General features: G+C 64.7%; 20 protein-coding genes. 14 read left to right on the top strand and 6 right to left on the bottom strand.

All coding sequences use genetic code 11. From position 1 onward, the window contains the following. Positions 1–61: 61 nt before the first annotated feature. From ABIB90_RS07830 to ABIB90_RS07850, 5 genes are all read left to right on the top strand, one after another. Positions 62–376 carry an NIPSNAP family protein gene (locus ABIB90_RS07830; RefSeq protein WP_007599187.1) on the top strand — a complete coding sequence of 105 codons (315 nt, stop codon included), beginning with the start codon at positions 62–64 and terminating at the stop codon, positions 374–376. 65 nt (positions 377–441) lie between these two features. Next, positions 442–1239, top strand: a complete 798-nt coding sequence (locus ABIB90_RS07835) for a ComF family protein (protein WP_007599185.1) — start codon at positions 442–444, stop codon at positions 1237–1239. Positions 1240–1286: 47 nt separating this feature from the next. Beyond that, positions 1287–1562, top strand: a complete 276-nt coding sequence (gene grxC, locus ABIB90_RS07840) for a glutaredoxin 3 (protein WP_035995401.1) — start codon at positions 1287–1289, stop codon at positions 1560–1562. Continuing rightward, positions 1559–2437, top strand: coding sequence for a carbon-nitrogen hydrolase family protein (locus ABIB90_RS07845; RefSeq protein ID WP_007599182.1), 879 nt, complete (start codon positions 1559–1561; stop codon positions 2435–2437). The genes grxC and ABIB90_RS07845 overlap by 4 nt, the downstream gene beginning before the upstream one ends. Further along, positions 2434–2919 carry a DUF1178 family protein gene (locus tag ABIB90_RS07850; RefSeq protein ID WP_007599181.1) on the top strand — a complete coding sequence of 162 codons (486 nt, stop codon included), beginning with the start codon at positions 2434–2436 and terminating at the stop codon, positions 2917–2919. The genes ABIB90_RS07845 and ABIB90_RS07850 overlap by 4 nt, the downstream gene beginning before the upstream one ends. Here the strand turns inward: ABIB90_RS07850 and ABIB90_RS07855 are convergent. The 3 genes from ABIB90_RS07855 to ABIB90_RS07865 form a co-directional block, all read right to left on the bottom strand. Further along, on the bottom strand, positions 2916–3815 hold the full coding sequence (locus ABIB90_RS07855) for an EamA family transporter (RefSeq protein WP_007599180.1): 900 nt from the start codon (positions 3813–3815) through the stop codon (positions 2916–2918). The two genes, ABIB90_RS07850 and ABIB90_RS07855, sit on opposite strands and share 4 nt — an antisense overlap. 263 nt (positions 3816–4078) lie before the next feature. Next, a complete protein-coding gene (gene ubiG / locus ABIB90_RS07860) occupies positions 4079–4852 on the bottom strand; it encodes a bifunctional 2-polyprenyl-6-hydroxyphenol methylase/3-demethylubiquinol 3-O-methyltransferase UbiG (protein ID WP_354200592.1) in 774 nt (257 codons plus the stop codon). 15 nt (positions 4853–4867) lie between these two features. After that, positions 4868–5335, bottom strand: a complete 468-nt coding sequence (locus ABIB90_RS07865; RefSeq protein ID WP_007599178.1) for a PH domain-containing protein — start codon at positions 5333–5335, stop codon at positions 4868–4870. A 149-nt stretch (positions 5336–5484) separates the two neighbouring features. Here ABIB90_RS07865 and ABIB90_RS07870 point away from each other — a divergent pair, with 149 nt between their 5' ends. From ABIB90_RS07870 to prfA, 3 genes are all read left to right on the top strand, one after another. Then, positions 5485–6741 (top strand): aspartate kinase, encoded by a 1257-nt coding sequence (locus ABIB90_RS07870; protein ID WP_354200593.1) that lies wholly within the window; start codon positions 5485–5487, stop codon positions 6739–6741. Between the two features lie 269 nt (positions 6742–7010). After that, positions 7011–9278 (top strand): phosphoenolpyruvate--protein phosphotransferase, encoded by a 2268-nt coding sequence (gene ptsP / locus ABIB90_RS07875; protein WP_007599176.1) that lies wholly within the window; start codon positions 7011–7013, stop codon positions 9276–9278. Between the two features lie 57 nt (positions 9279–9335). Then, positions 9336–10421, top strand: a complete 1086-nt coding sequence (prfA, locus tag ABIB90_RS07880) for a peptide chain release factor 1 (protein ID WP_007599175.1) — start codon at positions 9336–9338, stop codon at positions 10419–10421. Between the two features lie 15 nt (positions 10422–10436). Here prfA and ABIB90_RS07885 read toward each other — a convergent pair whose 3' ends face one another. Together ABIB90_RS07885 and ABIB90_RS07890 are read right to left on the bottom strand one after the other, a co-directional pair. After that, a complete protein-coding gene (locus ABIB90_RS07885; RefSeq protein WP_007599174.1) occupies positions 10437–10919 on the bottom strand; it encodes a MarR family winged helix-turn-helix transcriptional regulator in 483 nt (160 codons plus the stop codon). 113 nt (positions 10920–11032) lie between these two features. Then, complete coding sequence (locus ABIB90_RS07890; RefSeq protein WP_245285964.1) at positions 11033–11650, bottom strand: hypothetical protein; 618 nt, start codon at positions 11648–11650, stop codon at positions 11033–11035. Positions 11651–11901: 251 nt separating this feature from the next. Here ABIB90_RS07890 and ABIB90_RS07895 point away from each other — a divergent pair, with 251 nt between their 5' ends. From ABIB90_RS07895 to ABIB90_RS07910, 4 genes are all read left to right on the top strand, one after another. Further along, positions 11902–13236, top strand: coding sequence for a substrate-binding protein (locus ABIB90_RS07895; RefSeq protein ID WP_354200594.1), 1335 nt, complete (start codon positions 11902–11904; stop codon positions 13234–13236). Between the two features lie 100 nt (positions 13237–13336). Beyond that, positions 13337–14212: a branched-chain amino acid ABC transporter permease gene (locus ABIB90_RS07900; protein WP_007599169.1), complete on the top strand. Its 876-nt coding sequence runs from the start codon at positions 13337–13339 to the stop codon at positions 14210–14212. An 11-nt stretch (positions 14213–14223) separates the two neighbouring features. Next, complete coding sequence (locus ABIB90_RS07905; RefSeq protein WP_354200595.1) at positions 14224–16071, top strand: branched-chain amino acid ABC transporter ATP-binding protein/permease; 1848 nt, start codon at positions 14224–14226, stop codon at positions 16069–16071. Continuing rightward, positions 16068–16766: an ABC transporter ATP-binding protein gene (locus ABIB90_RS07910; protein ID WP_354200596.1), complete on the top strand. Its 699-nt coding sequence runs from the start codon at positions 16068–16070 to the stop codon at positions 16764–16766. Before ABIB90_RS07905 ends, ABIB90_RS07910 begins: the two co-directional genes overlap by 4 nt. Here the strand turns inward: ABIB90_RS07910 and ABIB90_RS07915 are convergent. Further along, on the bottom strand, positions 16763–17182 hold the full coding sequence (locus ABIB90_RS07915; RefSeq protein ID WP_354200597.1) for an HIT family protein: 420 nt from the start codon (positions 17180–17182) through the stop codon (positions 16763–16765). The two genes, ABIB90_RS07910 and ABIB90_RS07915, sit on opposite strands and share 4 nt — an antisense overlap. A gap of 89 nt (positions 17183–17271) precedes the next feature. Here ABIB90_RS07915 and prmC point away from each other — a divergent pair, with 89 nt between their 5' ends. Together prmC and ABIB90_RS07925 are read left to right on the top strand one after the other, a co-directional pair. Next, positions 17272–18165, top strand: a complete 894-nt coding sequence (prmC, locus tag ABIB90_RS07920) for a peptide chain release factor N(5)-glutamine methyltransferase (RefSeq protein ID WP_354200598.1) — start codon at positions 17272–17274, stop codon at positions 18163–18165. A 462-nt stretch (positions 18166–18627) separates the two neighbouring features. Then, positions 18628–19425: a DUF4167 domain-containing protein gene (locus tag ABIB90_RS07925; RefSeq protein WP_007599159.1), complete on the top strand. Its 798-nt coding sequence runs from the start codon at positions 18628–18630 to the stop codon at positions 19423–19425. The last annotated feature ends 12 nt before the right edge of the window (positions 19426–19437 follow it).

Here is a 19437-nt window from a genome sequence, read left to right on the forward strand (position 1 = left end):
CGGCCCCCCGTGTTCCAAACTAGCAATGCGCACCAGGTCCGCGGCGCCGGAGCGTCAAACGATGATCACCTGTTATCTGCGATACGAGATCCCCCCGGACAAGCTCGCCGAATTCGAAGCCTATGGCAGGATGTGGCTGGAACTGGTGCCAAGATTCGGCGGCATCCACCACGGGTACTTCCTGCCATCGGAAGGCGCGAGCGACGTCGCCCTCGCAATGTTCAGCTTCCCGAGCTTCGCGGCGTACGAACAATATCGGAAGGACAGCGCCGAAGATCCGGACGTCCAGAAAGCGATCGAATTCGCAAGGCAAACGCGCTGCTTTCGCCGTTATGAGCGATCGTTCTTCCGGCCCGTGCTGCCGAAAGAGCCGTAGGCCGGGCGCGGACGAGAACAGCCCATTGGCTTGAGCGTGGCGCAGGACGGCGCTAGCCTTGCCCAATGGGCGCCGAGGCATCACCACCACGCTCCATTTCCAGCCATCTGCGCGGCGCGCTCGAGGCCTGCCGCGGGGTATTGGCCCATCTGCCACGGCTCGCGCTCGACATCGCGCTGCCGACGCTGTGCGTGTCCTGCCGCGAGCCGGTCGATGGCGAGGGCGTGTGCGCTTCGTGCTGGGCGCGGCTGTCGTTCATCGAACGGCCCTACTGCCCACGGCTCGGCATTCCCTTCGTCTATGACCCCGGCCCCGACATGCTATCGATGGAGGCCATTGCGAGCCCGCCGGCCTACCAACGGGCGCGCGCTGCGGTGCGCTATGACGACGTCGCGCGCACCCTGGTGCATGCGCTGAAATACCAGGACCGCACTGATCTCGCGCCGGCCATGGGGCGCTGGATGGCGCGGGCGGGCGGCGAGTTGCTCGCCGGCGCCGACATGCTGGTGCCGGTGCCCCTGCATTGGCGGCGGGCCTGGCGCCGCCGCTACAACCAATCCGGCGCCCTGGCACGCATCATCGAGCGGCAGAGCGGGGTGAAAGTGAAAGCTGAGGTGCTGCGCCGGGTACGCGCCACCGAGCAGCAGATCGGCCTGTCGCGGGCCCAGCGCGCCACCAATGTGCAGGGCGCATTCCAGGTATCCCCGGACCGTCAGGCGGACGTCCAGGGTCGGCGCATTGTCCTCATCGACGACGTCCTGACGTCGGGTGCGACCCTGGATGCCTGCGCGCGAGCCCTGCTCCGGGCCAAGGCGGCGCAAGTGGACGTGCTGGTGTTTGCCCGGGTTGTCGAGAGCCGGTGAAGTCCCATATAATTCAATGAATTCATGACATGAAAGCGCCAGACAAGATGACCGCTGCTGTCGAGATCTACACCAGGCCGGGCTGCGGCTATTGTTCCGCCGCCAAGTCGCTACTGACCCGCAAGAAGGCGACGTTCACGGAGTTGGATATCGCCAAGAACCCGTCCTGGCGCCAGGAGATGTACGATCGCTCCGGCGAGGGCTCGACCTTCCCGCAGATCTGGATCGGCGGAACCCATGTCGGAGGCTGCGACGAACTCTACGCGCTCGATCGTGAAGGCAAGCTCGACGCCATGCTCGAAAGCGTCAAGGCGGAGTCATGAGCGACAACAGGACCTTCACGGCAGCGATGGTGCAGATGCGCACCGGCCTGATGCCCGAGCCAAGCCTCGCGCAGGCCACCAGGCTGATCCGCCAGGCTGCGGCCAATGGCGCCGACTACGTGCAGACGCCCGAAGTCAGCAATATGATGCAGCTCAACCGCAAGGCCCTGTTCGAGCACCTCCAGAGCCAAGACGACGACAACTCGCTGAGGGCGTACCGGGCGCTCGCGGCCGAACTGAAGATCCACATCCATGTCGGCTCGCTGGCGCTGCGCTTTTCGGACGAAAAAGCGGTCAACCGCTCGTTCCTGATCGGGCCCGAGGGCAATGTGCTCGCGAGCTACGACAAGATCCACATGTTCGACATCGAGCTCCCTGACGGCGAGAGCTATCGCGAATCCGCCAATTACCAGCCGGGCGAGACGGCCGTGATCTCCGACCTGCCCTGGGGCCGCGTCGGCCTGACGATCTGTTATGACGTGCGCTTCCCCGCGCTCTACCGCGCGCTGGCCGAAAGCGGCGCGTACTTCATCACGGTGCCCTCGGCCTTCACCCGCAAGACCGGTGAAGCGCATTGGCACGTGCTGTTGCGTGCGCGCGCGATCGAGACCGGTTGCTTCATCTTCGCCGCGGCGCAGGCAGGCCTGCACGAGAACAAGCGGGAGACCTATGGCCATTCGTTGATCATCGATCCCTGGGGCGAGATCCTCGCCGAAGGCGATGTCGAGCCCGGCATCATCATGGCACAAATCGATCCGGCCAAGGTCGAGACCGCGCGCCGCGCGATCCCCTCGCTCCAGCACGGCCGCCGCTTCGGCGTCGCCGACCCCAAGGCCGGGCCGGACCACCTGCATCTGGTGCGGGGATCGGCATGATCCGCTACGCGCTCCGCTGCGACCGGAGCCACGACTTCGAGAGTTGGTTCCAGAGCTCGGCCGCGTACGATTCTCAGGTGAAGCGCAAGCTCGTGACTTGTCCGATCTGCGGCTCGGCCAAGGTCGACAAGGCGATCATGGCACCGCGCATCGTCGGCAAGAAGGGCCGCGGACGCGCCACGCCGCCGCCTGAGCCCACCGCCACGACGACCGCGCCCGAGGCTGCGCAATCCGCACCGACCTCGCTGTTGATGGCGCAGGAGCGCGAGCTGCGCGCCAAGCTCAAAGAGCTGCGCGATCACATCGTGAAGAACGCCGACAATGTCGGTGAGCGATTCGCCAATGAAGCCCGCGCGATGCATTACGGCGACAAGGAGCACCGTCCGATCTACGGCGAAGCCTCGCCCGACGAGGCCAAGTCGCTGATCGACGAAGGCATCGAGGTGTCGCCGCTGCCGACGCTGCCGGAAGACCGGAATTAGACTCCCACCAGCACCGCCACGCCGAGCACGATCAGCGCGATGCCGATAATTTCGCGCGGCGCGATCGGCTGCTTGAACGAGTAATAGGCCACGCCTTGCGCGAACAGCACCTCGATCAAGGCCAGCGTGCGGACATTGGCGGCGGCGGTCAGCGCGAACGCCAGGAACCAGAACTGCGAGGCGAAGGCGCCGGTGAAGCCGGCCAGCATTGAGGGCCGCCACATTGAGAGGATGCCCTGAAGCACCTTTGGCGCGCGCCAGAGCAGATAGATCGTCAGGATCAACGTCTGCACGAACAGGCCGAGCACCAGCGTGAACGATGCCGCCGTCACGAACGAGACATCAGGCACGTTGATGATGGCGCCGCGGAAGCCGACCGCTGACAACGCGAACGCCGCCGCCGCGACGAGACCGGTGATGGTCGGCTTCAATTCGGCAAAACTCTTCTCGCCACCGGGCCGTAGCGCGGTGATGACGACGCCGATTGTCGCGATCACGATCGCCAGCACCTTGAGCCATGTCAGATGATCGCCGAGGAAGACGAAGCCGAAGATGGCGGTCTGGATCGCCTCGGTTTTCAGATAGGCCGTCGTCACCACGAAGGAGCGGTCGTTCATGGCGAGCAGCATCAGGCCGGTCGCGACGATCTGGCTGAGCGCGCCGAGCAGCAGCCACGGCCAGAACACACCGGGCGGCATGCCGAGATGATCGCCGGTGGCAACCAGCACCACTGCCAGGAACAGGAGCGAGAACGGAAAGCCGAATAGGAAGCGGATATTGGTCGCGCCCCAAGTCCCCAGCGGCTTTGTCAGTGACCGCTGCATCGCATTGCGCGCGACCTGGCCGAGCGCGGCAATGACGGTGAAGGGAATCCAGAGGCTGGCGATGGTGAACATGGGGAAATGGGTGGGAGGGCCAATGATTGCGGCCAACCTGCCGCTAGCTGTTCAATGGGTCAACCACACGAACGTCATGGGAGCGATGCTATCGCCAAATTCATCGTCGTCCTGGACAAGCGAAGCGCAGATCCAGGACCCATTACCCAGGGAGTGGTTTGGCGAAGACTCGAGATTATCTGTCTCGCGCCACAACTCCTCCCAGGGGTAATGGGTCCTGGCTTTCGCCAGGACGACGCCGAATGTTTGGAAGCAGCAACGCCTCACACCATGCCTTCCGCCACCACCATGTAGTTCACGTCCATGTCTGACGAGAGGGTCCATTTGTCGGCGAAGGGTGAGTAGACGACGCCGGTCTGCTCGGTGATGACCAGGCGGTTGTCGAGCAGGTATTTCGTCAGTTCGTCGGGGGTGACGAATTTGTTCCACTCGTGGGTGCCGCGCGGCAGCCATCGCAGCACATATTCGGCGCCGACGATGGCGAGCGCAAAACTCTTCCAGTTCCGGTTCAGCGTCGAGACCACCATCAACCCGTTCGGCTTCAGCATCGCGGCGCAGCGCTTCAGGAAAACGCCGACGTCGACGACGTGCTCGACCACCTCCATCGCCAGCACGATGTCAAAGCGCTCGCGCGGGTCGATCTCCTCAACCGTGGTGCAGCGATAGTCGATCGCGAGATGCGCCTTGTCGGCATGCAGCTTCGCGGCCGCGATGTTGCTGACCGACGGATCGACGCCGATGACCTGCGCACCCAGGCGCGACAGCGGCTCGCAGAGCAGGCCGGCGCCGCAGCCGATATCGAGCACGCGCAGACCGCCGAGGCAGTTGAGGCTGCGCAAATTGCGCTCGAACTTGCGGCAGGCGGCATCGCGGATGTAGCCGAGCCGCAGCGGGTTGATCCGGTGCAGCGGCGCCATCTTGCCGTTGGGGTCCCACCACTCGGCCGAAAGTTTTGAGAATTTCGCGATCTCGGTGGCGTCGACGGTCGAGCCCGGCTGCGGGCTTGCGGTAGCGGAAGTATTTTGCTGCATGCTCATGGGTTGCGCGCGGTCCTACCGCGTGGTGATCGAACTGCGGAAGGCGAGCGGCGAGGCGATGGTCCGGATGGTTTCGCGACCTTCCCCCACGCCATTGATGGTGACGTCGCCATAGTTGAGAATACGTCCGAGAATGGTCTGATTCACATCGACGCTCTCGACCTTATCCAGCGCCATCTCGAAGGTGCGGCGCTTGATGAAGCCGGTCTTGTGCACGACCCGCAAATTGGTCACGTCGGTCTCGGTGGTAAAGCGATGGAACCAGCCCTTCACGGTCCAGTACAGCGCCGCCAGAGCCACTAGGCCGGCCGCGACCAGACAGAGCAGGACGAGCCCCTCGACGATGGTTTGCCGGGACAGGACGAACAGGACCAGCGCCACGATCCAGGCCAGGATCGCCGGAAAATAGAAGATCCAGTGCGCATTGGTCGAATACAGCACCCGCTCGCCCGGTTGCAGGATCTCGTCGATGTAACGCGCCATGACCTCGAATAACCCATTGCCCGGATTGGCCCGCGCAGGAACCTGCTTGCCCCCGGCCCCGCCCCTCTGTATACGCGCGGTCGGTATCGCAGGCACCCGTCCAGCGCGGGTCACCATACTTATCCTTATGAGGGAATGCACGCGTCGTCATGAGCCGCCTCGTGATGAAATTCGGCGGCACATCCGTCGCCAACATCGAACGTATCCGCAACGTCGCACGCCATGTGAAGCGTGAGGTCGACGCCGGCCATGAAGTGGCCGTGGTCGTCTCGGCGATGTCCGGTAAAACCAACGAGCTGGTGGCCTGGTGCACCGAGGCCTCGCCGATGCACGACGCACGCGAATACGACGCCGTGGTCGCCTCGGGCGAACAGGTGACGTCCGGCCTGCTTGCCATCGTGCTTCAGGGCATGGGTATCCAGGCCCGCTCCTGGCAGGGCTGGCAGATCCCGATCACGACCAGCGACGCCCATGCTTCGGCCCGGATCGAGGGCATCGACGGCAGCGAGATCATCAAGCGCTTCAGGGAGCGCAAGGAAGTCGCCGTGATCGCCGGCTTTCAGGGCGTCAACCCCGAGACCAACCGCATCACCACGCTCGGCCGCGGCGGCTCCGACACCTCGGCCGTGGCAATCGCCGCCGCCGTCAAGGCGGACCGCTGCGACATCTACACCGACGTCGACGGTGTCTACACAACCGATCCGCGAATCGTGCCGAAGGCGCGCCGGCTCGATAAGATCGCGTTCGAAGACATGCTGGAGCTGGCCTCCCAGGGCGCCAAGGTGCTCCAGGTCCGCTCAGTGGAACTCGGCATGGTCCACAACATGCCGATTTTCGTCCGCTCCAGCTTCGACAAGCCCGAGGATATCGACCCGCATGCCAACCAGCCGCCCGGCACGCTGATCTGCAGCGAGGAGGAGATCATGGAAAGCCACGTCGTCACCGGCATCGCCTTTTCGAAGGACGAGGCCCAGATCTCGGTACGCCAGATCGAGGACAAGCCCGGCGTGGCCGCGTCGATCTTCGGCCCGCTCGCCGATGCCAACATCAACGTCGACATGATCGTGCAGAACGTCTCCGAAGACGGCAAGACCACCGATCTCACCTTCACGGTCCCGGCCGCCGACTATACCAGGGCCAAGGAGACGATCACCGCGGCCAAAAGCCAGATCAATTATGCCCGGCTCGACACCGCGACCGACGTTGCCAAGATCTCGGTGATCGGCAGCGGAATGCGCAGCCATGCCGGCGTCGCCGCCCAGGCGTTCTCGGCCCTCGCAGGACGGAATATCAACATCCGGGCCATTACAACCTCCGAGATCAAATTCTCGGTTCTGATCGACACCGCCTATACCGAGCTTGCGGTGCGCACGCTGCACACGCTCTACGGTCTCGATCAGGCTTAGGCTAATTTTCTCTTAGCGGTCGCAGCAAACGCTGAGGTCTCCACACTTTCGCGTTTGGCAGGCGTTTTGCTTGGCAAAACAAGCCCCAATTCGCTATACGGCGAACAGGGTGGGCTGCCAGAAACTGTGCCCCAGTTGAGGCGGTGCTGATTCGGCCCAGGCAACCGCCGGGGCCGGCGCCGGACGAGCAAATTTGTTGTTTTTCTGGATTTCTGGGCGAGCCGCCGCGGGCCCTTTCGGCCCCGGCAGACGAAGGAGATTGACGGTTCATGCGGAGCGCGTCGGGAGGTCCCCGCGTCTTGTTGAGACGGCTCCGCGAAACCATGGCGGAGCAGGTCTCGGCCCAGGAGCGGCTCGACAAGATCGTGGTACTGATCGCGGCCAACATGGTGGCCGAGGTGTGCTCGGTCTATGTGCTGCGCGTCGACAACACGCTCGAGCTCTATGCCACCGAAGGCCTCAACCGCGAGGCGGTGCACCACACCGTGCTCAGCGCCCATGAGGGCCTTGTCGGCTTGGTCGCCAGCGAGGCAACCCCTCTCAACTTGAACGACGCGCAGAGCCATCCGGCCTTCTCGTTCCGCCCGGAGACCGGCGAAGAGATCTACCACTCCTTCCTCGGCGTGCCGATCCTGCGCGCCGGCAACACGCTCGGCGTGCTGGTGGTGCAGAACCGCGCCAAGCGCAACTATGTCGAGGAGGAACTCGAGGCGCTTCAGACCACGGCGATGGTGCTGGCGGAGCTGATCGCCTCAGGCGAGCTGTCCGCGCTGGCCCAGCCGGGCCATGAGCCCGCCGCGCGCCATTCGGCGCAGAAGGTCGGCGCCATCCTGTCGGAAGGCATCGCGCTCGGCCACGTCGTGCTGCACGAGCCGCGCGTCGTCATCAAGGACTACATCGCCGAGGACCTGCCGAAGGAGATCAAGCGGCTCGACACCGCGCTCGCCAAGCTGCGCGCCGATCTCGATCGCATGCTGGAGCGCGGCGACGTCGCGGAAGGCGGCGAGCATCGCGAGGTGCTGGAAGCCTACCGCATGTTCGCCAACGACCAGGGCTGGTCGCACAAGCTGCACGAGGCGGTCGCCACCGGCCTGACGGCGGAAGCCGCCGTCGAGCGTGTGCAATCCGACACCCGCGCGCGCATGCTGCGCTCGACCGATCCCTATTTGCGCGACCGGCTGCATGATCTCGAGGATCTCGGCTATCGCCTGATGCGGCAACTGGTCGGCCAGGATCACGCGCCGTCACGCGAACAATTGCCCGACAATGCCATCGTCATCGCGCGCGCGATGGGCCCGGCGGCGCTGCTCGACTACGACCGCAAGCGCCTGCGCGGCATCATATTGGAAGAAGGCACCGCCAATTCCCACGTCTCGATCGTGGCGCGCGCGCTCGGCATTCCCGCGGTCGGCGAAGTCCCGAACGCGCCCGGTATCGCCGATCCCGGCGACGCCGTCATCGTCGACGGCACCTCCGGCATGATCTATGTGCGCCCATCGCAGGAGGTCGAAGCGGCCTTCGCGGAGCGCGTGCGCTTCCGCGCCCGCCGCCAGGCGCAGTATCTGGCGCTGCGCGACCTGCCCTGCGTCACCAAAGACGGCCAGAAGGTCGAGCTGATGATCAATGCGGGTCTCGCGATCGACCTGCCGCACATCGAGGACACCGGCAGCGCCGGCATCGGCCTGTTCCGCACCGAGCTGCAATTCATGGTCGGCCAGAGCCTGCCGCGCACCAGCGACCAGCTCGCGCTCTATCGCACCGTGCTGGATGCCGCCGGCACGAAGCCCGTCACCTTCCGCACCCTCGACATCGGCGGCGACAAGGCGCTGCCTTACATGGAGGCGGTGATCGAGGAGAATCCCGCGCTCGGATGGCGCGCGATCCGGCTCGGGCTCGACCGTCCCGGCCTATTGCGCGGCCAGATCCGCGCCCTGCTGCGCGCCGGCGGCGGCCGCGCGTTGCGCATCATGTTCCCGATGATCTCGGAGGTGGGTGAATTCGATTCGGCGAAGGCGCTGGTCGAACGCGAGCTGACCTATCTGCGCCAGCACGGCCACACGCTGCCGGAGCGGATCGACATCGGCACCATGGTCGAGGTGCCGGCGCTGCTCTATCAGCTCGACGAGCTCCTGAAGAAGGTCGACTTCATCTCGGTCGGCTCCAACGATCTGTTCCAGTTCCTGTTCGCGGTCGACCGCGGCAATGCAAAGGTCTCCGAACGCTTCGACACCATGTCGGCGCCGATCCTGCGTGCGCTGCGCGACATCGCGCGCAAGTCGCAGGAGGCGAAGAAATCGCTGTCACTCTGCGGCGAGATGGCCTCGAAGCCGATCGGCGCACTGGCCCTGATCGCGATGGGCTATCGCTCGCTGTCGCTCTCGGCCACCGCGCTCGGCCCGGTCAAGGCGATGGTGATCGATCTCGACGCCAAGAAGGCCGAAGCGATGCTCGGCCCGTTGCTGGACGCGCCCGCCGGCAGCGTCTCGATCCGGCAGAAGCTGACGGAATTTGCCGAGGCTGAAGGCCTGGCGTTGTAGCGGGCCTGTCGCCCCTTCCTGCCGCCTCGCCCTTTCCCGCATTTTGAGACTGAACCGATGTCGTCACTCCCCGAAGCCAAACTGGACGTCCTGCTCGCGCATCACGCCTCGCTCGAAGCCGAATCGCTCGGTCAGCTCGCCTCCGAACGCTATGTGCAGATCACGCGTGAGCTCGCCGAGCTCACGCCATTGATCGAAGCGGTCAAAACCTATCGTTCGGCCGTCAAGGAGCTCGCCGACACCGAGGCGCTGATCGCCGATCCCGCGACCGATGCCGAGATGCGCGCCATGGCGGAAGCCGAGCGCGACGAGCTGACGCCGAAGATCGAGGATCTGGTCCAGAAAATCCGCGTCGCGCTGCTGCCGAAGGACGCCATGGACGACCGCAACGTGGTGCTGGAAATCCGCGCCGGCACCGGCGGCGACGAGGCTTCGCTGTTCGCCGGAGATTTGTTCCGGATGTACGAGCGCTTCGCGGCCCTGCAGGGCTGGAAGGTCGAGGTGATCTCGGCCAGCGAAGGCAGCGTCGGCGGCTACAAGGAAATCATCGCCGAGGTGCAGGGCCGCGGCGCGTTCTCGAAGCTGAAGTTCGAGTCCGGCGTGCACCGGGTGCAGCGCGTGCCGGACACCGAGACGCAGGGGCGCATCCACACATCCGCCGCCACGGTCGCCGTAATGCCCGAGGTCGAGGAGGTCGATGTCGAGATCCGGAACGATGATTTGCGTATCGAGACCATGCGCGCCGGAGGCGCCGGCGGCCAGCACGTCAACAAGACCGAATCCGCGATCCGCATCACCCACATCCCGACCGGCATCGTGGTGATGATGCAGGACAGCCGCTCGCAGCACAAGAATCGCGCTTCCGCCATGAACATCCTGCGTTCGCGCATTTACGACGCCGAGCAGCAACGCCTCGACGCGGCGCGCTCGGCCGAGCGCAAGGAGAAGGTCGGCTCCGGCGATCGCAGCGAGCGCATCCGCACCTATAATTTCCCGCAAGGACGCGTCACCGATCACCGCATCAATTTGACGCTCTACAAGCTGCCGCAGGTGATGGCGGGCGAAGCGCTGGGCGAACTGACCGACGCGCTCACCACCGAGCATCAGGCCGCACAGCTCGCCGCCCAGGGCGCGGCGGCGTGAGGATCTGACGTCGCGTCAAGCCCCGCTGGAGGCGCGGAACGACTTCAGGAGCCGGCTCAATGCCGGGCTCGCGGCGCGGCGGAGCTCCTCGAGGTTCTTGCGCGAGAGCGCCTGGAGCTTCTGCTCACCCTTTTTCGTCAGCTTGAGATGAACGCGTCTGGCGTCTTCAGGGTCGGCAATGCGGCTGACCAGCCCAAGCTTCGCGAGGCGGTTGATCAGTTCCACGGCGGAGTGATGCCGGATCAGCAGAAACCGCGCGACATCACCGATGCTCGCGGGACCCGGACGCACGAAGCCCTTGATCCCAAGCAGCGCCTGATGTTGCGTCGGCGTCAATCCCTGCTGTGCTGCGGCTGCCTCGCTGAACGCCAGAAAGCTTCGGATCTGGTAGCGGAACTGCGCCAGCCCAGCATAGTCGGAGTCGCGCATCGTGCGGCGGCGTGAAGCCCGCGCAGGTATCGCCGCCGTCGACCGTTGCGCCTTCTTCGCCTGAACCATGCCGTGCCCCTCCGTTCTTGCCACTCGGCAACGCGGGCAGCCCAGCCAAAAGTAGCAAGCAGCAGCGCCGGGACCAACCAGCGGGAACTCCGGATACACAGCTATCCGTCGATCTATTCGAAGCTGGACAGCAGGATCTTCACCAGGATGACCTGGAACGCGATCGGGATGCGGACGCTTTTCCGCCGGATCGAGCGCTGCAGCGCGCCGGCAATCTCGGCGCTGGTCAAGGCACCCGCGGATGCATTGCCAATCAACTCCGCCCACATCTGCGACAGCGAGCCTCCGGGCGGGATCACCGGCTTGATCGTCACGCCACAGCCCTGCGCCCAGTCGATGATTTCCCTCATCGTGTGAGGACCGCAATTGCGCGCGGTCGCGAGGCGTTCGGCCGTCAGCGCAAGCAGCAACTCGCGCGAGGGCGACCAATTCCCCTTCGGCGGCTGCTCGGCAGTGAGCTCGACCGCGAGCTCCTTGAGGACGTTCTGGGCGCGCACGCTCAGCTTCTGCATCGGACCGGGTGCGCGCTTCGCCTGAGCGGGGCCGACGGCGGGCCCGCGCCGGCCGGCCGGCCAATTACGCGGATCCGGCATGCGCGACGCATCGCCGGATTGCGGTGTCGCCCGCTGCCCGTTCGCCTCTTCCACCGGCCACGCCGCCTCCTGCCGCCCCGCACCTTGCGGCCATGACCGTCGCTTCCGGGTACCCGCCACTGTCGTCTGCCGCGCCATTTTTCTCGCCGAACCCGCCAGCCTCGTACTCACAAAGGCTAATATATATCGTGATACGATATGTTTTCACGAGATAATTTTCGGCGTTCGACCAAAGACGAAATTGACAGAAGGCGTTCACAAGCAATGCTTGCGCCCAGGAGCTACACGCGGATGTGACGTGCCCGGCGCGGGCAGGCCCTCGAGGCCGGCCGCCGCCGGACAGGTCGTGCTTTGCCTGCAAACAACAACGATGTTCGGAGGAAACGATCATGACTGACAATCTCGTCCGCCGCGGCCTCTCGCGCCGTGGCCTGCTTCAGACCACCGCGGGCCTCATCGGCGGCGCGGTACTGCCGGGAATGCCGGCGTTTGCCGAGGACAAGCCGGCGATCGGCTCCTACCCCGCGGGGGTTTCGGGCTCCACCGCCTTCATCGGCATCTCGGTGCCGCGCACCGGCACCTATGCCGTGCAGGGTGAAGACGAGCTCAAGGGCTACCAGCTCGCGATCGAGCACATCAATGAAGGCCATGAGCTGATCAAGAAGATCTCGCCCAAGACCAGCAAGGGCGTACTCGGCAAGGAGCTGAAGTTCGGCGTCGCCGATTCCGCGGCCAAGCCGAACGAGGCGGTGCAGGCGCAGCAGCGCTTCATCAGCGAGAACAAGGCGATCATGATCACCGGCGGCACGTCGAGCGCCGTTGCGGTGGCGCTGAACAAGCTCGCCCAGCGCGAACATGTGATTTTCGTATGCGGCATTTCCGGCTCGAACGATACCACTGGCAAGGATTGCGTCCGCTACGGCTTCCGGCAGAACTTCTACGGCCAGACTGCGGCTGCAGCGATCGGTCCGGTGATGGTACGTGAGTTCGGCAAGGGCAAGAAGGCGGCGTATGTGACGCCCGACTACACCTACGGCCACACCGTTACCAAGTCGATGCAGGACTTCCTCGCGACGGCCGGCTGGACCACCGTGACCAACCAGGTCGCCCCGCTCGGCGCCCCCGACTACTCCTCGTACCTGCTGAACGTCGCGAATTCCGGCGCCGACGTGCTCATCAACGTCAACTGGGGCCACGACGCCGTGCTGTCGACCCAGCAAGCCAAGCAGTTCGGCGTGCTCGACAAGATGAAGCTGGTCGTGCCGTACCAGGTGCCTTTCATCGCGCGCGAGACCGGCGGCCTGATGCAAGGCGTCTACGCCGCCACCGACTATTGGTGGACCATCGAAGACAAATTCCCGCTGGCCAAGATGTTCAACGAAGCCTTCGAGAAGAAGTACGGCTACAAGCCCGAATGGGGCGCGGAGAACGCCTATGTCAGCTTCGCGCATTGGGCGCACATGTGCGAGCAGGCCGGCAGCTTCAGTCCGCCCGACGTGATCAAGGCCTACGAGAAAGGCGAGACGATCCCCTCTCTCGTCGGCGACGTGCATTACCGTCCCGAGGACCATCAGTGCGTTCGCCCGGTGATCATCGTCAAGGGCAAGCAGCAAAAGGACATGAAGAACAAGGAAGACTGGTACGACGTCGTCGAGATCGTCCCGGGTGAGGGCCTGATGCAGAAGCCCGACGCCTTCGGCTGCCATCTCGGCGACTACAGCTGAGACCTCGCTAATTCCTGTGACGCCGCGGACTGCACTCCGGTCCTGCGGCGTCACCCTTTTTTGGACGCGCACCCTCGCGCGCCACAACGGCGATTGTCGCATGATAAGTTGGCCCAACCTCGTTTCACAGCTTTTCAACGGGCTCGCGCTCGGCGCCCTGCTCGCGCTGATCAGCTCCGGCCTGACCATCATTTACGGCACGCTCGGCGTGCTCAACCTCGCGCACGGCGCGATGTTCATGATCGGCGGCTATGCCGGCTTCGTCGCTTATCAGTACACGGAATCGTTCATCCTTGCGGTGATCGCGGGCTCGCTGTTCGTGATGCTGCTCGGCGTTCTCATGGAACGCGTCATCATCCGCCATTTCTATCATCGTCCGCACGAGGATCAGCTGCTCGTGACCTTCGGGCTCGGCATCTGTTTCGTCGAGCTCGTGCGCCTGATCTTCTCGAGCCAGTCGCAGCTGGTGCCGCCGCCGGCGCTATTCCAGGGCATCACCAATCTCGGCTTCATGTTCTATCCGACCTACCGCCTGGCCGTCGTCGGCATCGTCGCGGTCGCGCTCGGCGCACTGTTCATCGTCCTCTACCGGACCCGGCTGGGCATGATTGTGCGCGCCGGCATCGAGGATTCGGTGATGGTCGATTCGCTCGGCATCAACGTCTACCGCGTCTTCATGGTGGTGTTCGGCATCGGCGCGATGGCCGCCGGCTTTGCCGGCATCGTCAACGCGCCGGTGGTGTCGCTGACACCGGGCATCGGTGACGACATCCTGGTCCAGACCTTCGTGGTGGTCGTGATCGGCGGCGTCGGCTCGTTCCCCGGCGCGATTCTCGGCGGCCTGATCGCCGGCGAGATCATCAGCGTCACCTCCATGTTCAACCCCGGCTACGCCTATGTGATGCTGTTTGCGGCGATGACGCTCGTACTCGTGGTACGACCGCATGGCCTGCTCGGCGTCCAGGGCCGCGAGTAAGCGATCACCTGATGCTCAAGCAACGCCCGTTTCTGATCGAAGCCCTGACTGCGATCGGCCTGATCGCAGCCCCCTTCGTGCTGCCTCATCTCGGCTTCGCGCCGAACACCGTGAACAGGATCCTGGTCTCGGGCCTGTTCGGGCTCGGCTTCGACATCCTGTTCGGTTTCACCGGCCTGCTCTCGTTCGGCCAGTCCGCCTTCTACGGCACCGGCGGCTTCGTCGCCGCCTACCTGCTGACGCGCGCGGGCTTCGGCAACGTGCTGGGTGCGCTGGTCATCGGCATGATCGCGGCCGCCGCGACCGGCTATCTGATCGGCCTGATCGCGTTGCGCCGCACCGGCATCTACTTCGCGATGATCACCGTGGCGATCGCGGAAGTGTTCTTCTTCGTCGAGTTCAATCCGCTTTCCGATTTCACCGGCGGCGAAAACGGCCTGCCCGGCGTGCCGACGCCGAGCTTCGATCTCGGCTTCACCTCCATCCACTTCACCAATGGCTGGTCGCTCTATCAGTTCATCGCGCTGTGCTACTTCGTCGGCGTCGTCATCGCCCTCAGGATCGTGCGCTCGCCGGTCGGCGCGATTCTGAGTGCGATCCGCGACAATCCGCTGCGCGCCACGGCCGTCGGCCACAACATCCATGGCTACAAGCTGACCGCCTTCGTGATCGCAGCCGCTTATGCGGGCTTCGCCGGCGGCCTGCTCGGCGTGCTCCAGGCTTTCATGCCGCCCGACGCCTTCACCTTCGACACCTCGGGCCAGCTCGTGATGCAGACGGCCATCGGCGGCAGGGGAACGTTGTTCGGACCGCTGGTCGGCGCAACCGTTTGGCTCTTCCTTCAGGACTTCCTCCAGTCGGCGCTGGGCCTCGGCGCGGCCTGGAAGCTGGTGCTCGGCGTCGTGTTCGTGCTGCTGGTCTGCTTCCTGCGCGGCGGCATCATCGGCGGTCTTGCCGATCTCTACCGCCTCGTCTCGGGAAAGCGAAAGCAGACGGACGCGGAGATGGACCAGGAGGCCGCTGACGCCGCGGCCGCGCTGCAACCCCCACCGGCTCCGATGCAGGCCAAGGAAGTCGAGCATCCCGCCTATTCCGGGCCGATCCTGAAGGCCACCGGCCTGACCAAACGCTATGGCGGCCTCGTCGCCAACAGCGACATCGATTTCAGCGTCAATCAGGGCGAGCTGCGCGGGATTATCGGCCCCAACGGCGCCGGCAAATCGACCTTCTTCAAAATGCTGACCTGCGAGATCGCGCCGAGCTCCGGCCAGATCGTGTTCGAGGGGCGCGACATCACGGGATTAAAGATCACCGAGGTCTGCCAGCTCGGCCTCACCAAGAGCTACCAGGTCAACCAGCTCTTCACCGGGTTGACGGTGCGGCAGAACCTGACGATCGCCGCGCTGGCCGAGCTGCGTGGAAAATTCCGGCTCGACCTGTTCCGCAAGCTCTCCAGCGTCAAGGGCCTGACCGAGCAGGTGGAGCACACGCTTGCCCTCGTCAATTTGAGCCGCCGTGCCGATACGCCGGTATCCGAGCTCGCCTATGGCGAGAAGCGCAGACTGGAAATCGGACTCGCGCTCGCCACCTCGCCGCGCCTGCTGCTGCTCGACGAACCGCTTGCGGGCATGAGCCCACGCGAGCGCGTCGAGACCGTCAAGCTGCTCAAATCGATCGCGCGCGGGCGCACCATGATCATCATCGACCACGACATGGATTCGCTGTTCGAGCTGGTCGAGCGCGTGACAGTGCTCCAGGAAGGCAAGGTGCTACTTGACGGCACGCCGGAGGAAATCAAGGCCAACGCTGCCGTGCAGGAAGCCTATCTCGGCGGAGTTCACGGAGAGATCGCCGCATGAGCCTGATCGAGGTCAACGGCCTGAACAGCTATTACGGGGACTCCCACATCCTGTTCGACGTCGCCATGCGGGTCGAGCGTCATGAGGTGGTGGCGCTGCTCGGCCGCAACGGCGCCGGCAAGAGCACGACGCTGAAGAGCCTGATGGGCGTCCTGACGCCGCGTAGCGGCAGCGTGAAGTTCGACGGCATTGATATCGCCGGGCGAAAGAGCCACAGAATCGCCCAGGCCGGCATGCAGCTCGTGCACGAGGAACGCCGCATCTTCGGCAGCCTGTCGGTGGAAGAGAATATCCTGCTCGCCGGCATCACTGCGCCGAAACGCTGGCCGCTCGACCGCATTTACGAGATGTTTCCGCGGCTAAAGGAGCGGCGCAGCAACCGCGGCACCGAGCTGTCCGGCGGCGAACAGCAGATGCTCGCTATCGCGCGGGCGCTGGTGCGCGATCCCAAGATCGTGCTGCTGGACGAGCCGTTCGAGGGGCTTGCACCCGTCATCGTCCACGATCTCGTCAAGGCCTGCCGCGAGCTCGCCGCCGCCGGCCAGACCATCGTACTGGTCGAGCAGAATTTGGCGGCGACGCTGGCGCTGGCGACGCGGATCTACATCATCAACAACGGACATATCGTGCACGAGGGGCCGGCGTGGGAGCTTAAGGCCCAGCCGGAGCTGCTCCAGCGCTATCTCGGCGTCTAGAGTGCGGCGATCATTCGCCTGGCGTGAGCGGCGAGCACCGTCATGTCCTCCTTGTGCGTCTGCGCCGGCAGCAGCTCGATTCCGGCCCTGACAGGCATGACGTGCATGTGCAGGTGAAAGACCACTTGGCCGCTGGCGGGCTCGCTGAACTGCTGGAGGATGATGCCCTCGGCGTCGAACGCCTTCATCGCGGCAATCGCGATTCGCTTGGCGGTTCGGGCGACCGCGGCGAGGTCGTCATCCGCGATGTCGAGGATGCCGCGGGCCGGCGCCCGGGGAACGACCAGCGTGTGCCCGGGCGAACGCGGCATGATATCGAGGAAGGCGAGGCTGTGGTCGTCCCTGAAAACCTCGAAGCAAGGGACCTCGCCGCGCAGGATCTTTGCGAAGACGTTCTGATCGTCGTAGGGCGTCATGGACCCTCCTTCATTGCGAGGCGGGATCTGACGCGCTCCTTTCCGTTGACGCAAGCAAGCCAGCCGATCTATCCACGATGCCAGGCAGGATGGTTCCATTGGCGACAGATTTCGATCCCGGACATAGCATCGAGAGTGCGCGGCGCGCGCTTACGGCACGGCTGCAATCGGCCGGCATCGAGCAGCCCGCCCTTGATGCGCGCCTGCTCGTCGGGGCTGCGCTGAGGCTTGATCTGACCGGCATGGTCACTCAGGCGGCCCGGCAACTCAGACCTGAAGAGGCTGCGCGGCTGGAAGCGTATGCGCAACGCCGGCTCGCGCATGAGCCGGTCGCCCGCATTCTCGGCGCTCGGGAATTCTGGGGCCTGCCGTTCCAGCTGTCCGAGGCCACCCTGGTGCCGCGGCCGGACACCGAGACCGTCGTCGAGCTGGCACTCGAAATCTTTCGCGAGCGGCAAGCCTCCCACCAGATGCGCATCGCCGATATCGGCACCGGATCCGGCGCCATCCTGCTCGCGTTGCTGCACGAAATTCCCGGCGCCTTCGGCGTCGGCACCGATCTCAGTCTGACCGCGCTCAAGACCGCCAGAGACAACGCCGCGGCTCTGGGCCTCGCCGACCGCGCCAGCTTCGTCGCCTGCTCCTATGCAGCGGCGCTCCGCGGCCCGTTCGACCTCGTCGTGTCGAACCCGCCCTACATCCCGTCGGCGGAAATTCCGAAACTGAGCATCGAGGTGCGCGAGCACGATCCGCATCTGGCGCTCGACGGCGGCAATGACGGTTACGACGCCTATCGCGCCCTGATCCCGCAGGCGAGCGAACGTCTCGCCCCCGGCGGGGCACTGATCGTCGAGGCCGGACAGGGCCAGGCCCGAAATATTGAAACCTTGATGATTGCTGCCGCGTTAGTCGTGGACAGGCCGCCCAAGGCCGATTTGGCGGGCATTCCCCGGGCGGTTTCGGCCCGGAAAATGCCCCCATAAAAGCCGGATTGGGCTGCAAAAAACCTCTTGGAATATCCCTTGGGAACGACTACCTTCCGATCAACACATCGGTGCCGGCCCCGTAGACCTACGGGCGAAAGCCGGGCTCTCGGGCGAGAGCTTACTGATAATGGTTCCAAGCCGCAGGTCCTGTTGAGCGCGATGGCCATTTGAGCTGCGCTGCTTACCGACCGCAACGTGAACGAAAGCCTGATATTGCGCTTGAAGACTTACGCAACAAAGCAGGGCTTGTTTCGGCAGGCGATATGAATGGGTTCGCTGGCGATGGATGCTGGCGGTGGGGAACGCGTCTTTTGTTGAACGCGACGGTCGACGAACATCGGCAGGGATCAATCCGCTCTTGCGTGCGGTTGCGCGCAAGCGATGTGAGCCGCTGTCATCAGGTCACTCTCGGCAATCAGTAATGCGTGCAACCTTTAGGGCTGGAATTAAAGGCAGGACATGAGAAACGGTCAGAACAAGCAGCGGATGCGCAACCGCAACAACAATAATAATAACAATAACAACAATAATAACCGGCGCGGCCAGAACCCGATGACCCGGGTCTACGAGTCCAACGGACCCGACATCAAGATCCGCGGCACGGCTTCGCATATTGCTGAAAAGTATCTCCAGCTTGCGCGCGACGCGCGCTCCTCCGGAGACCCCGTTGCGGCCGAGAACTACTACCAGCATGCCGAGCATTATTTTCGCCTGATCGCGACGGCTCAGGAGCAGTTCCGGCAGAACCAGCAGCCGCGCGGCGACGAGCCCATCAGCAACAGCAGCGGCGACGACGGCGAGGACGATGGCGAGAATTTCTCGAACTTCGGCCAGGAGCCGGGTTTTGTCCCACAGCCGCCACCGCAGCCCTTCACGCGCGACCGCGACGGCCAGCGCGATCATCAACCGCGTGATCATCAGCCCCGCGACAACCACTATCAGCGCGACAACCAGCAGCCGCGCGAGCATCGCGAACGCGACCATCGTCCGCAGCCGCAATATCAGCCCCAGCCGCAACCGCTGCCGCTGAACCAGCCCCAGCCCGTCGTCGCCGACGCCGTCAGCGTCGATCGTCTGCCCTCCTTCATCACCGGCCCGCAGCCGCAGGTGAGCGGTGGCGCGCCCGGTCAGGCCGGGTTCGAGGGTGGTGGTGGTGGCGAGCGCTTTCCGCGGCGGCGCCGCCGCCCGAATGGCCCGCGCCCCGAGCGCGAAGCCGCTCCGGCCGCCTCGAGCGACGAAGTGGCTCCCGGCGAGTAAGCCGCATTCACA

It is taken from the genome of Bradyrhizobium sp. JR4.1, from assembly GCF_040548605.1.
Lineage (GTDB): Bacteria > Pseudomonadota > Alphaproteobacteria > Rhizobiales > Xanthobacteraceae > Bradyrhizobium > Bradyrhizobium canariense.